Annotated in this window: 9 protein-coding genes and 2 rRNA genes; 6 read left to right on the top strand and 5 right to left on the bottom strand. The window is 59.0% G+C overall.

Annotated elements, in window-relative coordinates; genetic code table 11:
• Nucleotides 1–1,382: retention module-containing protein (locus ACF8GB_RS04955; RefSeq protein WP_392526651.1), on the bottom strand; the 1,382-nt coding region annotated here is incomplete at its 3' end.
• A gap of 942 nt (nt 1,383–2,324) precedes the next feature.
• Here ACF8GB_RS04955 and ACF8GB_RS04950 point away from each other — a divergent pair.
• The gene (locus ACF8GB_RS04950) at nt 2,325–4,481 is read left to right on the top strand and encodes a type I secretion system permease/ATPase (protein WP_028687928.1); all 2,157 of its coding nucleotides are present in this window, start codon (nt 2,325–2,327) and stop codon (nt 4,479–4,481) included.
• The gene (locus ACF8GB_RS04945) at nt 4,471–5,847 is read left to right on the top strand and encodes an HlyD family type I secretion periplasmic adaptor subunit (protein ID WP_078477800.1); all 1,377 of its coding nucleotides are present in this window, start codon (nt 4,471–4,473) and stop codon (nt 5,845–5,847) included. The genes ACF8GB_RS04950 and ACF8GB_RS04945 overlap by 11 nt, the downstream gene beginning before the upstream one ends.
• Before the next feature lie 44 nt (nt 5,848–5,891).
• Here the strand turns inward: ACF8GB_RS04945 and lapD are convergent, their stop codons facing one another.
• Both lapD and lapG read right to left on the bottom strand, forming a co-directional pair.
• Nucleotides 5,892–7,850: a cyclic di-GMP receptor LapD gene (lapD, locus tag ACF8GB_RS04940; protein WP_196126206.1), complete on the bottom strand. Its 1,959-nt coding sequence runs from the start codon at nt 7,848–7,850 to the stop codon at nt 5,892–5,894.
• Between the two features lie 10 nt (nt 7,851–7,860).
• Complete coding sequence (gene lapG, locus ACF8GB_RS04935; protein WP_178102757.1) at nt 7,861–8,622, bottom strand: cysteine protease LapG; 762 nt, start codon at nt 8,620–8,622, stop codon at nt 7,861–7,863.
• 201 nt (nt 8,623–8,823) lie between these two features.
• Between lapG and ACF8GB_RS04930 the strand changes: the two genes are divergently transcribed.
• From ACF8GB_RS04930 to ACF8GB_RS04915, 4 genes are all read left to right on the top strand, one after another.
• Nucleotides 8,824–9,513, top strand: a complete 690-nt coding sequence (locus ACF8GB_RS04930; protein WP_197844934.1) for a GntR family transcriptional regulator — start codon at nt 8,824–8,826, stop codon at nt 9,511–9,513.
• 91 nt (nt 9,514–9,604) lie between these two features.
• Complete coding sequence (locus tag ACF8GB_RS04925; RefSeq protein WP_058639853.1) at nt 9,605–10,102, top strand: sigma-70 family RNA polymerase sigma factor; 498 nt, start codon at nt 9,605–9,607, stop codon at nt 10,100–10,102.
• An 11-nt stretch (nt 10,103–10,113) separates the two neighbouring features.
• Nucleotides 10,114–11,085 (top strand): FecR domain-containing protein, encoded by a 972-nt coding sequence (locus ACF8GB_RS04920; RefSeq protein WP_326384436.1) that lies wholly within the window; start codon nt 10,114–10,116, stop codon nt 11,083–11,085.
• Nucleotides 11,086–11,256: 171 nt separating this feature from the next.
• Nucleotides 11,257–13,671, top strand: a complete 2,415-nt coding sequence (locus tag ACF8GB_RS04915) for a TonB-dependent siderophore receptor (protein WP_269476184.1) — start codon at nt 11,257–11,259, stop codon at nt 13,669–13,671.
• Between the two features lie 104 nt (nt 13,672–13,775).
• On the opposite strand, the gene rrf (ACF8GB_RS04910) is transcribed toward ACF8GB_RS04915, so the two are convergent.
• Together rrf (ACF8GB_RS04910) and rrf (ACF8GB_RS04905) are read right to left on the bottom strand one after the other, a co-directional pair.
• Nucleotides 13,776–13,891 (bottom strand): 5S ribosomal RNA (gene rrf, locus ACF8GB_RS04910).
• Nucleotides 13,892–13,998: 107 nt separating this feature from the next.
• A 5S ribosomal RNA gene (gene rrf / locus ACF8GB_RS04905) occupies nt 13,999–14,114 on the bottom strand.
• Between the last annotated feature and the right edge of the window lie 60 nt (nt 14,115–14,174).

The following is a 14,174-nucleotide window of genomic DNA, read 5'->3' as shown; positions in this document are numbered from 1 at the left end:
AGCTGTTCGAAGTTACCCCCCGTAGCGCTGTCGATGGTCACACTAACGGTCGAGCCGTTGTTGTAAACATCGTTGGCCGGAGTCTGGAAGTCGATGCTGCCCTGGGTCTTGCCTGCCTCAACAGTGATGACTTGGCCGTTGGACAGGATCACGGTAACTGGGGTTTGAGCCGGGTTGGTCAGCGTGACGGTGTAAGTGATCACGCCACCTTCGGTCACGCTTGGCGAAGCCGTCAGCGTGGCAGTAGTGGTGTCGATCGAATCATTGATCGTAGTAACGGCAGCCGCTGGGTTCGGGGTCAGCTGTTCGAAATTACCGCCCGTGGCGCTGTCGATGGTCACGCTAACGGTCGAGCCGTTGTTGTAGACGTCGTTCGCCGGGGTCTGGAAGTCGATGCTGCCCTGGGTCTTGCCTGCCTCAACAGTGATGACCTGGCCGTTGGACAGGGTTACGGTAACCGGCGTCTGGGCCGGGTTGGTCAATGTCACGGTGTACGTGATCACACCGCCTTCGGTGACCGAGGGAGTGGCGGTCAACGTTGCAGTGGTGACATCGATGGTATCTGTAATTTCAGTAACCAACGGCCCTTGAGGTGGAGTTACTGAAATGCCACTCCCCCCGCTGGTACCGGTAACCGTGGTCGAAATTTGCCCACCATCAATGTAGGGCGTGTCATTCGGCGGGATCACGACATTGACACTGCCAGTGGTCTGCCCGGCCGGAATGACGATCACAGAGCCATTGGCCAGGGTGATGAGAAGGTCGCTGCTCGGTGCCTGGCCAACCGTAGCGGTATAAACAATGACGCCACCCGCTTCGCTGATCGATGGCGTGGCCCCGACCACAAGGGTGGTGGCAACCGTAGTGCCCGTTGTCGGCGCGGTGACGCGATTGTCAGCAGTGGTTCCAGCTACCTCCACGGGGGCGGCCGCTGCGGCAAAACCAAGGCCTTCTGTAGGGAAGCCAATCGTGGGATCAACGCTGCCGGCCGTTTCTTCCAGCATGACGAAACTGTGGCCGCCACCTGCCGCACCGCCGCCCGCAGCGGTCGGCCCGGCAGCCGTGGCTTCAAGATCGGTGGTCGGGTCAGCGCCTGCAGCGATCGCTTGTTGCAATTCCTCGACCGACGGCGCTGCCTGGGCAGCGGCCTGGCCCAAGTCAGTACTGCTGTCAGGCGTGTCTGCGCTCCACTGGGTATCACGACCAAGGTCAAGCAACCGGCCGTCTGCCAACTCCAGCGTTACCGCGCCACCCGGACCGGTAAGGACCTGTTCACCTGCAAGAAGTCGATCGCCTTCTATGAGCACACGCCTGATGCCTTCAGGGGATACCGCAATAACCTGGCCGACAATACTTTTGACGATGGCTACAACGCTGCTCATTGGACTCTCCGTGTGACCCGCTGGGGTACTTCTGTGCCAGAGCGGCATCCGCAGCCACCTGAACAGGAATTATGTCGATGATCTCTTGACGCTTGGTTGCGTCAACATTCCGTCTATGACGAGATGAAGTTAGATTTCTGCCAAACTATTGACCTTATATTGGCCATCCTAAACAATCACCAAGGTAATGTCACATTGATATTTTTACCTTAGCCAAGGGCCAATCAACAGCAAATGCCTTGCGTCATTAAAACAGCGCAATGGCACAGAGCATGCGGGCCCAAGTGATGACAGCGGCCAGAAATCACATGCTTTTCAACCGTTCGTCGGGCTCAGTAGGACCGACAGCGTCAACAGAAGGTCGATTTTGTTTATTGACGCCACATTCCTCAGTCTCGTAAGCATAAACCTTGCCGATTACATGCCCGAGAATGACCCGAGGTGCTGCAAATTTTCAGGCTGGCTCACCGCTGAATAAACGGCAGCCGAAGGCGCTCATCGTCTAAACCAGCCCTTGCCACGCGCCTGCGATTATCGGCCAGAGTCGACCAAGGGAGTGGGCTTCAAGGGATGAATTTTAACTAACATGGGTTGCACGAACGCCAGCAAACCAGCGCCTGATAAATGACATTAAGCTAGGCTGTAATGACAGGCCCAATACATGTCGTTTCTCTGCTCCTTCCCAGCATGCTGAGGCCTGGGTTGCAGAGTGATTCAGAAATGAAACGTTTGTCTGCCGATCAGCGTCATGTAGTAAAGAGACCGATACAGTTGTTTACTCACCACCTAATTCAAGGCGACCATTGGCGACACACTGCATCGCTCGCTGCACGCCTGCCGGGCGCCGACATGCATTGCCCCACTGAATGCCTGAGTCTGCTGCCATTAAATGATCGGCAGCTAGCTCACCCCCACCCACCACAAGGATGAAGAGAGCGCCGCGTGGAATCAGAAGTCAGTCGAGTCCAGCTCAACCATGACCCACGTAGTCAGCACGACGATCCTTTGCTGGACAGTCTGCTGAGCTTGTGTGTACTGCACCAGAAACCTGCCAGTCGGGTGATGCTCACCACGGGTCTGCCTTTGCCCGCCCAGCGCCTGAGCCCCGAGCTGCTGCCCCGTGCGGCGGCCAGGGCCGGCCTGCAGGGCCGCCTGTTGCAGCGCAAGCTGGAGCAGATCCCAAGCATCGCCATGCCCGCCATCCTGTTGCTCAAGGGTGGACGCAGCGCTGTGTTGCTCGGGTGGGAAAACGAAGACACCGCGCGGCTGTTGCTGAGCGAAAGCGATGGCGGCGAAGTACAGGTCAGCCGCGAGACGCTTCAGGACGACTACAGCGGGCGAGTGTTCTTCGCTCAACCGCAGCACAAATTCGACGTCAACCATGGCAACTTGATCCCGCGGGCCAAATCCTGGTTCCGAGATACGCTGCTGCGCAGCAAGTGGCTGTACATCGATGCCATCGCCGCCAGCCTGGTGATCAACCTGATCGCCCTCGCCGCGCCACTGTTCGTAATGAACGTGTATGACCGGGTCGTTCCCAACCAGGCGACCTCGACCCTATGGGTGCTGGCGGTCGGTATCGCAGGTGCCTATATCTTCGACCTGATCCTCAAGGGTCTGCGCGGGTTATGCCTGGACCTTGCAGGGAAAAAGACCGACCTGATCATTTCGGCGACACTGTTCGAACGCATCGTGGGCATGTCGATGAAGTATCGGCCGGCCCGGGTAGGTAGCTTTGCCCAGAACATTCACGAGTTCCAGGGATTACGTGACTTCCTGGCGTCGTTGACGCTGACCAGCCTAATCGACTTGCCGTTCACGGTGCTCATCCTGATCGTCATCGCAATCATCGGCGGGCACCTGGTGTGGATCCCCATCATTGCCTTCCCGCTGGCCTTGGGCATCGGCTATGCACTGCAGCGGCCGCTGATGGCGACCATGGAGCGGACCATGGCGCTGGCATCGGAGCGCCAGTCGAGCCTGATCGAGACCCTGGCAGGGTTGGACGCGGTGAAGGTCAACAACGCCGAGAGCGAGCGACAGTACATGTGGGAGCAGACGCTCGGTACCCTCAGCCGGCTGGAGTTGCGCGTCAAAGTCCTGTCGAGCCTGGCGATGAACATTACCCTGCTCATTCAGCAGCTGGCAGGGGTGGCGATGATCTGCGTGGGTGTCTACCTGATCATCGACGGCAACTTGAGCATGGGCGGCCTGGTAGCGTGCTACATGCTCAGCGGCCGTGCCCTTGGGCCGCTGGGGCAGCTCAATGGTCTGCTGGCTCGCTACCAGCAAGCCAAGGTGACCATGGTGTCCACCGACCACATGATGGAGCTGCCACAAGAGCGCAACTTCGAAGAGCGCCCGCTCAGCCGCAGAGTATTGCAGGGCAGCGTAGAGTTCCGCGGCGTGGACTTCACCTACCCTAACCAGCAGAACATGGCGCTTAAGAACATCAACCTGACCATCCGCCCTGGCGAAAAGGTGGGGATCATCGGGCGCAGCGGGTCGGGCAAGAGTTCACTGGCCAAGCTGATCGTTGGCCTGTACGAGGCCGATGGCGGCTCATTGCTGGTCGACGGCGTGGATATTCGCCAGATCGATGTCAGCGAACTGCGCCACAACATTGGTTATGTGCCCCAGGACATTCAGCTGTTGGCGGGCACGCTGCGGGACAATCTGGTCAGCGGGGCCCGCTACATCGACGACGAAATGATCTTGCAGGCGGCCGAGCTTGCGGGCGTGCATGAATTCGCGCGGCTGCATCCGGACGGCTACGAGCTGCAGGTAGGCGAACGTGGGCAGAACCTGTCCGGCGGGCAGCGTCAGAACGTGGCCTTGGGCCGCGCCTTGCTGTTGAACCCACAGATCCTGCTGCTCGACGAACCCACGAGCGCCATGGACAACACCGGCGAGGAACGCTTGAAACAGCGCTTGCAGGCTGTGGTGGAAAGCAAGACGGTGCTGCTGGTGACTCACCGGGCTTCGCTGCTGTCACTCGTGGACCGCCTGATCGTGATCGATCGCGGGCAGATCGTTGCCGATGGCCCGAAAGCGGCCGTCATGGATGCGTTGAAGAAGGGGCAGATCAGTGTCGCATAAGCTGGATTTCGGGCAACTCAAGGAAGGCCTGCGGCGTTACTTCAAAGGCAGTGACTCGCTGGGCGGTCAGCCGCTGCCCGAGGTCAACAAGGCCCTTATCGAAGATGCGCCGCGTGTGGTGCGCCTGACGATCTGGGGCGTCATTCTGTTCTTTGTATTTCTGATCGTCTGGGCCAGTTTTGCGCCCATCGATGAAGTGACGCGTGGTGAGGGCAAGGCCATCCCGTCATCCAAGGTGCAGAAAATCCAGAACCTGGAAGGCGGCATCGTGGCGGAAATCTTCGCCAAGGAAGGCGAGATCGTCGAGGTGGGGCAGCCGCTGCTGCGCCTGGATGAAACCCGCTTCGCTTCCAACGTGGGGGAAACGGAAGCCGATCGGCTGGCCATGGCCCTGCGGGTTCAGCGCCTGAGTGCGGAGGTTGACGACAAGCCGCTAAAGATCGACGAAGAATTGCGCAAGGCCGCACCTAGCCAAGCGGCCAGCGAGGAATCCTTGTACCAGAGTCGGCGCCAACAGCTTCAGGACGAGATTGGCGGATTGCAACAGCAGCTGGTCCAGCGCCAGCAGGAACTGCGCGAGTACAGCTCCAAGCGCGGGCAGTACGCCAACAGCCTTGAGCTGCTGCGTAAAGAGATCAGCATGTCGGAGCCTTTGGTAGCGACGGGTGCCATTTCTCAGGTAGAAGTGTTGCGCTTGCGTCGTGCCGAGGTTGAAAACCGTGGTCAGCTCGATTCCACGTCGCTGGCCATCCCCCGTGCCGAAGCGGCCGTTCGAGAAGTGCAGAGCAAGATCGAGGAGACCCGCGGCAAGTTCCGAAGCGAGGCGCTCACCCAACTGAACGAAGCCCGGACCGAACTGAACAAGGCGACCGCTACTAGCAAGGCGCTGGATGACCGTGTCCACCGCACCATGGTCACCTCGCCTGTACGGGGTATCGTCAAGCAGTTGCTGGTCAACACCATCGGCGGCGTGATTCAGCCAGGCAGCGACATCATTGAGGTCGTGCCGCTGGACGATACGCTGGTCATCGAGGCCAAGATCCTGCCGAAGGACATTGCCTTCCTGCACCCAGGCCAGGAAGCCACGGTCAAGTTCACCGCGTACGACTACACCATCTACGGGGGGCTCAAGGCCAAGCTCGAGCAGATCGGCGCCGATACCATCACCGACGAAGACAAGAAGACCACGTACTACCTGATCAAGCTGCGTACCGACCGCAGCCATCTGGGCACCGATGAAAAGCCGCTGCTGATCATTCCCGGTATGGTGGCGACGGTCGATATCATGACCGGCAAGAAGACCATCATGAGCTACCTGCTCAAGCCCATCATGAAAGCCCGCTCCGAGGCCTTGCGCGAACGCTGAGGCGGTGCCCGCACGTTCTGCGTGCGGGCCCTCATCACTGTGGGTCAGCGCTTATCGTGCGCCCAAGGGGCAGGTTCACCCACCAACTGCCCCTGAATACCCCCTACACCCATTTCGCAGAGCACTGCGCGCTCGCCTTCGGTTTCCACGCGTTCGGCCACCAGGGGCAGGTCGATGCTGTGTGCGGCACGCTGGATCGCCTCGATGAACAAACGCTTATGCTGCTCATGGTCGATGTTGCGGATGTAGCTGCCATCAATCTTCAGGTAGGCCAACCCAAGGTGGGACAGGTTGCCGATCATGCTGAAGCGCCCGCCAAACCGTTGCAGTGCCAGGCCGAAGCCAAGGCTATGCAGCCTTCGGGTCAGTTTCTCCAACGCCGGCTGGTCTGGTAGCTGCTCTTCTCCGATTTCGAACACCAAACGCGATCCGAGAGCGACGTTCTGGCTGAGCAGTTCGAAAATGCGGTGCAGAGCCTGGGCGTCCGCCAAGGTAGCGGCGGAGAGGTTCAGCGCCAGCACCTGGTCGTGGCCACGCATGTGCGCCAGCACCTTCTGCAGCACCAGAAGGTCCAGCCTTGGCATCCAGCCAAAGCGCTCGAGCCAAGGGAGGAATCGACCGGCTGGCAGCGCCTCGCCTTGTCGATCCTTCAGGCGGGATATCACCTTGTGATGCAGCACATGCTGGGCAGTTGCACAATCGACCACCGGCTGGAAGAACAGCTCGAAGTGGCCGTTGGTGAAGGCCTGGTCAAGGCGCTCATGCCAGTCGTGCTGGCTGTCGGCAGCCACGGCAGCGACGCCTTGCTCCAGGCAGACCCAACCTGGGGTTGGCTGGTTCTCCGCGCGTGCCAGGGCCTCATCAGCCAGTTTGAGTAGGGCTGTGGGAGCGTCGCCCGGGCTGAAGGGGGCCAAGCCGATGCAGGCCACCGGTTGAATATCGGTAGCGCCCGTCTCATGCAGGCTCTGCAGCGTGGCCTCGAGCGCCTGGGCCAGCTGTATGGCTTCTTCATGCACCATACCAGGTGCCAGCACGGCGAATTCCCCACCACGGCTGCGGGAAATCAGGTCGTTGGTTTCCGGGAAGCTCGCGCAGGCGCGGCGCAATTGCTCACCAACCGCCTGCAGCAACTGATCCGTGCGCTGGCCACCTAGACGCGCGTTGAGGCCCGCCAGGCCTTGAACCCGAAGCAACAACAGGTAGCCTGCCCGTGCTTCCTCAAGGTTGCTGACCCGAGCATTGAGCTGCATTTCGAAATAGCGACGGTTGGACAGGCCGGTCAAGGTGTCTTGGTAGGACTCGGCGCGTAACCGCTCGCTGCGCTCGGCCTGCTCGGTGAACAGTGCCTTGAGCTTTTCCACCATCTGGTTCATGGCCTGGACAACGCGCCTGAGCTCGGGCGTGCGGGGCAGTTCAGGCAGGCTCAGGAATTCACGCCTGGCGATGGCATGGGACTGTTCGACCATGTAATCCAGCGGCTTGAGCTGCCGGCGCAGCAGCAACGCGCCCAGGATAGCGCTGGCAGCACCACAGAGCAGTAGCCAGCCCAGGCTGCCCAGCGCGCTTTGCCAGAGCTTGGCAATGGCGAACATGGGGTGGCTGATGACCTCGACGCGTGCCGCCTGCTGCCAGCCACGGCTGACCAACGCATCACCGCCGGCAGCTTCCAAGCCGATCAGGTGAACGAACCAACGGGGTACGCCCCCAGGGTCGGGTTCGGCATGGCGCTCGACGAGCACCGTATTGGAAGCCAGGTCCACCACCTTGATACTGGCGTAGTAGCCACTGTCGAAGATCGAACTCACCATCAGCTCGACCATGGCAGGGTCATCGATATTGGGCGTAAGCGACAGGGCCAGCGCAGTGGCTGCATCCTGTGCATGCGAGCGCAGCTGGTTGACATACTGGCTTCGCGAACTCTCCAGGCTGACCATGAAACTGCCGGTGAACGCCACTACCAGGAACAGGCAAATAGCCAACAGCAATTGTTTGAACAGTGACATCTGTGCTCCTTCAGTAAACCGGCTCGGCCGGGAAGCCTTCGGCCTGCATTTTTTTCAATAGGTCCTGCCAGCGCGACAAGCGCTTGGTGTCGCCCACTTTCTTGTTGCCACCGGCGCCTGTCAGCCATAGGCCTTCACCGTTGAAGGCATAGACGGGCAACAGGTCGGGACGCTGGCTGGCTGGCTTGATCGCGTCCATCAGGCTGTCGAGCACCAACGGCTGCGCCTGGGGCGTTGAATAATAAGTCAGTACCATGTGTGCCCGGTTCTGTCGCAAGGCCTTGACGTATGTGATCCGCAATTTCTCGCTGGGGATGCCCATGCGCCTGAGGCTGAAGTACTTGGCGATAGCGTAATCCTCGCAATCGCCAGCCCCTTTTATCAGTGCTTGGACCGGCGTTGCCCAGTAATCGACCTCGTGCCATAGATCGATATCCTCGACGTAGCGCAATTGTTGGTTAAAGAACCGGTTGACCACCTGCAGACGCTCAAGCTCTGTCCCCTGCTTCTGGGTGGCCATGAGGTTTTGCCAGGCATCGATCCGCGCTTTGCCCTCCCCCAAGGGCCCGTACAGCGCTTGCGACTTGCGACTGATCTGGGCGAAATCCCAGTCGGCATGCAAACCGCCCAGCAGCAGGCCACCCAGCAGCGCAGCCAGGGCAACTCGGTGCAGCACGGTTTTGAGCATCGGGGTGATCGCCACTGCCAAGCCCTGTCCAGGCCAGTCGAAAGAAGCGATGGTGCGGCCTGACACCGCAAAAGACAATGGCACATCGCGATCATCGGCCTCCCGGTCGGCGTCCGCCGCATCAACGCTTGCCGCGCGGGTCATGTCACTTCCTTTGCAGAGCAACTTCATCCACCATAGCCGCGCCCTGGGGCATGGCTCTGTAGAAGCCGGCATTTGACACGTCATACAGCTATACTTGTGTCATTGGATCCAACTTTGGTAATCGTTTAAGGCAGGCGTTGCGTGGCCGACAAAATCAAACTGAGCAGCGTGTTGAACAGTGAACAGTTGCTGCCACATCTGGCCCGCGGCGTTATTGAAGAACGCGTGCGCAGTGCCATTCTCGAGGGTCGTTTGCCTCCCGGAACGGCAATCAGACAACAGGAATTGGCGACACTTTATGGCGTCAGCCGTATGCCCGTGCGTGAGGCGTTGCGTCAACTGGAGGCGCAGTCACTGTTGAACGTGGAGCTTCACAAGGGCGCAGTCGTCGCGCCGCTGATCGGCGAGGATGCGGCAGATGCCTACGACTTGCGTGTTCTGCTCGAGAGCGAGGCGTTGCGCCAATCCATTCCGTTTCTGACGGCTCAGGACATCGCCAAGGCCCGCAGTCGTATCCAGCAACTGGAAAACGAGACGCGACATGCCGAGATCGCTCGCCTTAATCGTGAGCTTCACATGGTGCTGTATAGCAAAGCAGCAAACCAGAAACTGCTGCGCTTGATCGATGCCGAATTGATGCAGGAGGAGCGGTTTCTGCGCTTTCATCTTTCGTCGATGGGCCTGGGCAAGCTCACCCAGGACGATCACACAGCCTTGGTCGATGCTGCCAGTGCCAAACGTGTGAACGATGCGATTGCGGTATTGGAGCATCACCTCAACAGCGCAGCTGTGACCATTCGAAGGTATTTGGACAGCCAGCGACCCTACTGAATGGTGTGGGTATCGACAGGTAGGTTGCAAAATCTCGCGCCGGGCGAAACAATGAGACTAATTATCATTTAAGCCCCGACAGCTGTGTCACATGCCTAGCAACGATCTCGTGCAAAACCTCTACAGCGCTCATCATGGCTGGCTGCACACCTGGCTGCGCCACAGGCTTGGCAATGCGGCCGACGCTGCTGACGTAGCTCAGGATACTTTCATGCGGCTGTTGCAACGCCGCGAGCATCTGCAGATACAGCAGCCCAGGGCGTTTCTGCGCACGGTGGCGCGCGGGTTGATCATCGACCATTGGCGTCGAGAGGAACTGCATAAAGCCTATCTGGAAGCGCTGGCGCTGGTGCCTGAGGCTAACACCCCCGATGTTGAGACCCGCGAGCTGTTACTGGAGCTACTAGAACGTATCGCCAAAATGCTCGATGGCCTCAAGCCAAAGGTGCGCACTGCTTTCTTGCTAGCCCAATGTGAAGGCTTGCGCTATCAGGAAATTGCACAGCAGATGGGCGTATCGGTGAGAACGGTGGAGCGCTACATTGCCGACGCGCTTTATCATTGCTACCTGCTGCGCTATGAAGCGTAATGTCACCGTTTATGCCTAGCCCTCATCCAGACGCCAAGACAGTCAGACAGGCAATCCAGTGGATGCTGAAACTTCGCCACAGCGAAGACCCGGCTCTAAACGAACGCATCGCGCAGTGGCGGGCCGAGGCTGCGGCCCATGAGCTGGCCTGGCAGCGCGTCCTGCACCTGGACCAGGACTTGGACCTGCGCCACGTGCCCGCTGCGGGGGTTGCACTGCAGACACTGGAGGCCAGTCATCGCCGCCTTGAGCGGCGGCAGGCGTTGAAGCTGCTGGGCACCGTTGCCCTGTTCGGATCGGCTGCATGGCTGAGCAAGGACTTGAGTGTGGTGCAGGCCTGGTCATCCGACTACGCGACAGCCACGGGCGAGCGCAGACACGTGACATTACCCGACGGCTCTCGATTACAACTCAACACCCGCAGTGCCGTGGACGTGGCCTTCACCAGGCAGCAATTGGCGATCAACCTCAAGCGTGGGGAGGTCATGCTGGACTGTCGACAGGCAGGTCCTGGACAAGCGCCAGTCACGCTGCGCACCAGTACCGCATCGTTGCAAACCGTCGGGGGGCGCTTCGTGGGGCGTGTGGAGGACGATTGCCTGCGGGTGGTCGTCAGCGAGGGGCGGGTATTCACCCGCAGGCAGGGCACCGGCCTGATCCAATGGCTAGAGCCAGGTGGAGAATGGCGCGTCACCGCCACTGGTGCCGAGCACGTGGCGCCTTCAGGGATTGACGCGATGGCCTGGACCGAAGGCCTTATCGTCGGCAAGAACATGCTGCTCAGGGATTTCCTGACGCAGATCAGCCGTTATCGCCGGGGTTATCTCACCTGCAGCGACGACATTGCTGAGCTTCGCTTGTCCGGGGTATTTCGCCTTCAGGATCCAGAGCAACTGCTGCAATTGCTGCCTACCACGCTTCCCGTTCAAGTCCGTCAGTTGACGCGATGGTGGGTGCGCGTGGAGGCGCTGGACCATGCCTAGTCTTTGATCAACAAGGCCTGATTCTAATGTGTCGGGTTTTGGCCGCGCATCCGGCTAGATCAGTGAGAAGAATCTCCTGCACACTTTACGGACGCCTTCATGTCAACCAACCGGGTAAAACTGTACGCCTTTGGCGCGAATGATTTTCGACCTGTCTTGCACTCAGATTTGCTGAGCAATGCCATCCGCGCTGCCTTGCTGGGGACGGCGCTTGGATTGGCCATGGTGCCTGGCATGACACTCGCCGCTGATGCCTCGCAGGTCAGCTCGACCTATGCCATTGCGCCTGGCCCCCTGGATGAAGTGCTCAATCAATTTGCCCGTCAAGCGGGCATCACGCTTTCCAGTACACCGGCACTCACTCAAGGATTGCAGTCCAAAGGCCTTCATGGACAGTACTCAGCTGAGCAGGCGCTGGGGGTTCTGCTGGCTGGAAGCGGTCTGACAGCAGCGAACCAAGGAAACCGGACCTTCATCGTACAGGCCCAGCCAGCGGAGGCAGCGCTGGCGTTACCCGATACGGATATTCGAGGCTTCACCCTTGGCAATGCCTTGGGGAGCATGGAGGGTTATAACGCCACCCATAGCCAGGTCGCCACTAAAAGCAGCCTGGCATTGGTCGAGACGTCTCAATCGGTTTCGGTGGTAACCCGGCAACAGATCGACGACCAAGGCTCTCAAACCGTCGCACAGGCCATGCGCTATACCCCAGGCGTGATGACCAACCCCTATGGTGCGACGCACCGGTATGACTACGTGGCCATGCGAGGCTTCAACGATGGCTCGGTGGATAACATCTATGTAGACGGCCTCAAGTCCATGGGGGACAACGGCACCTACAGCACGATGCAGGTCGACCCCTATTTCCTGGAGCGGATCGATGTCTTGAAAGGGCCCTCTTCGGTCCTGTATGGCCGTAGCTCTCCGGGTGGATTGGTCGCACTGACCACCAAGAAACCCGTGTTCACCGCTTTTCATCAAGTTCAAGCATCGGTCGGCACGCAAGGTCAGCGCGGGCTGGGCTTCGACACCAGCGGCCCATTGGATGCAGACAAGCGTATTGCCTACCGTCTGACCGGTTTGGCAGACGCTTCGGATACGCAGTTCGATCACAACAAGGAAGAACGCTACGCCATCGCCCCGTCGCTTAGCATCGACTTCAGCGAAGACACATCGCTGACCCTGCAAGCCTACCTGCAGCATGATCCAAACGGGGGCTATCACGGTGGCAACCCTGCAGACGGAATGCTGAGTAAGCGTAATGGGGTACGCCTGTCGGATCACTTCTTTGAAGGGGAGCCGGGCATCGATAACTACGAGCGCACCCAGCAGTCGTTCAGTTATCAGTTCGAGCATCGCTTCAACGATGTATTTACCGCGCGGCAGAACTTCCGCTACCAGGACTCGGACGTGTCGATGGACCAAGTGTACTCGGCAGGTTGGGCAGATGCCGACAGTACCGTACTGAACCGAGCCTACACCGGGGGGGATGAGCGGCTGCACTCCTACATCATCGACAACATGGTCCAGGCTGAATTCTTCACCGGCATCGCCAAGCACACCCTGCTGCTGGGTACGGATTACCAGCGTCGCAAAGCCGATGTCTCGTGGCGCTATGGCACTGTAGACCCCCTGGATGCGGCTAACCCGCAGTATGGTAACGGCAACCTGCGGGTGCTTGGTGAAAACCGATACCAACGCCGGTTGCAACAGACGGGGGTCTATCTGCAGGATCTGGTGGAGCTGGATCAATGGCGCTTCTCACTGGGCCTGCGCCAGGACTGGGTCAAGGTATCAGAGGACAATCGCGATACCGATACCAGGGTCAGTGACAAGCGGTCCAACTTCACGACTCGCGCTGGGGTGCTCTATCTCTTCGAGAATGGCCTGGCGCCGTATGTGAGCTATTCCGAGTCCTTCAACCCGAATACCGTGTCCGATCAAGACGGAAAACCGCTCGCTCCTACCGAGGGCACACAATGGGAAGCCGGCATCAAGTATCAGCCACCTGGTAGCGACAACCTGTATACCGCCTCGGTGTTCCGTATCGAGCAGGAGAACCTGGCTTCCAAACAACCTGACGAAGACTTCTACAGGCCTGTTGGTCAAGTGCGTTCACAAGGGTTGGAGCTCGAAGCGCATGTGCAGGTTACTGATAATCTGAAACTGCTGGGTGGCTATACCTACACCGACATCGAGTACTCGAAGTCGATGCCTAGCCTGGTATCCAGCGGTCTGGACAACAAAGGCAATTCGCCCACCCAGGCCCCGGAGCAAATGGTCTCGCTGTGGGCCGACTACAACTTCCGCCAAGGCGCGCTCGATGGGCTTAAATTGGGCGGTGGTGTGAGGTATGTGGGGCATAGCTGGGCCGATGCAGAGAACAGCCGCAAGGTGCCTTCCTACACATTGGTTGATGCCTCGTTGGGCTATGACCTGGGTAAGCTGGGTTTGAAGGGCTTGGATGTCCGCCTGAATGCCAACAACCTGACCAATCAGCGCTACATCACCTCGTGTGCCAGCTTGAATTACTGCTATATGGGCGAAGAGCGCAATGTCAGCGCCACAGTGAGCTACCAGTTCTGAAGCGCACAGCGGGATAGCCGCTTATCAGAAGCTAGCTACGGGGGTGTTTAACCCGGAAAGAAAAAGCCCCTGTCTGCAACGCAGACAGGGGCTTTTTGTTTGAATCTTGACGATGACCTACTCTCACATGGGGAAACCCCACACTACCATCGGCGATGCATCGTTTCACTGCTGAGTTCGGGATGGGATCAGGTGGTTCCAATGCTCTATGGTCGTCAAGAAATTCTGTGTGCTGGCCCGTCGTCGACGTGCCTGCGAATCTCTGTAGTTCCTACTTAAAGACAAAACCCCTACCTGCATGCGCAGATAGGGGTTTTGCGAAATGAATCTTGACGATGACCTACTCTCACATGGGGAAACCCCACACTACCATCGGCGATGCATCGTTTCACTACTGAGTTCGGGATGGGATCAGGTGGTTCCAATGCTCTATGGTCGTCAAGAAATTCTGTAGCCAGAATGTCCTGTTGGACAGCCCAGCGAATTCGGATATGTGATGTTTG

It is taken from the genome of Pseudomonas sp. xss_4 (assembly GCF_043104125.1).
GTDB lineage: Bacteria > Pseudomonadota > Gammaproteobacteria > Pseudomonadales > Pseudomonadaceae > Aquipseudomonas > Aquipseudomonas parafulva_B.
Note: the sequence above shows the minus strand (reverse complement) of the source record. Positions and strands in the feature narration are given on the sequence as shown.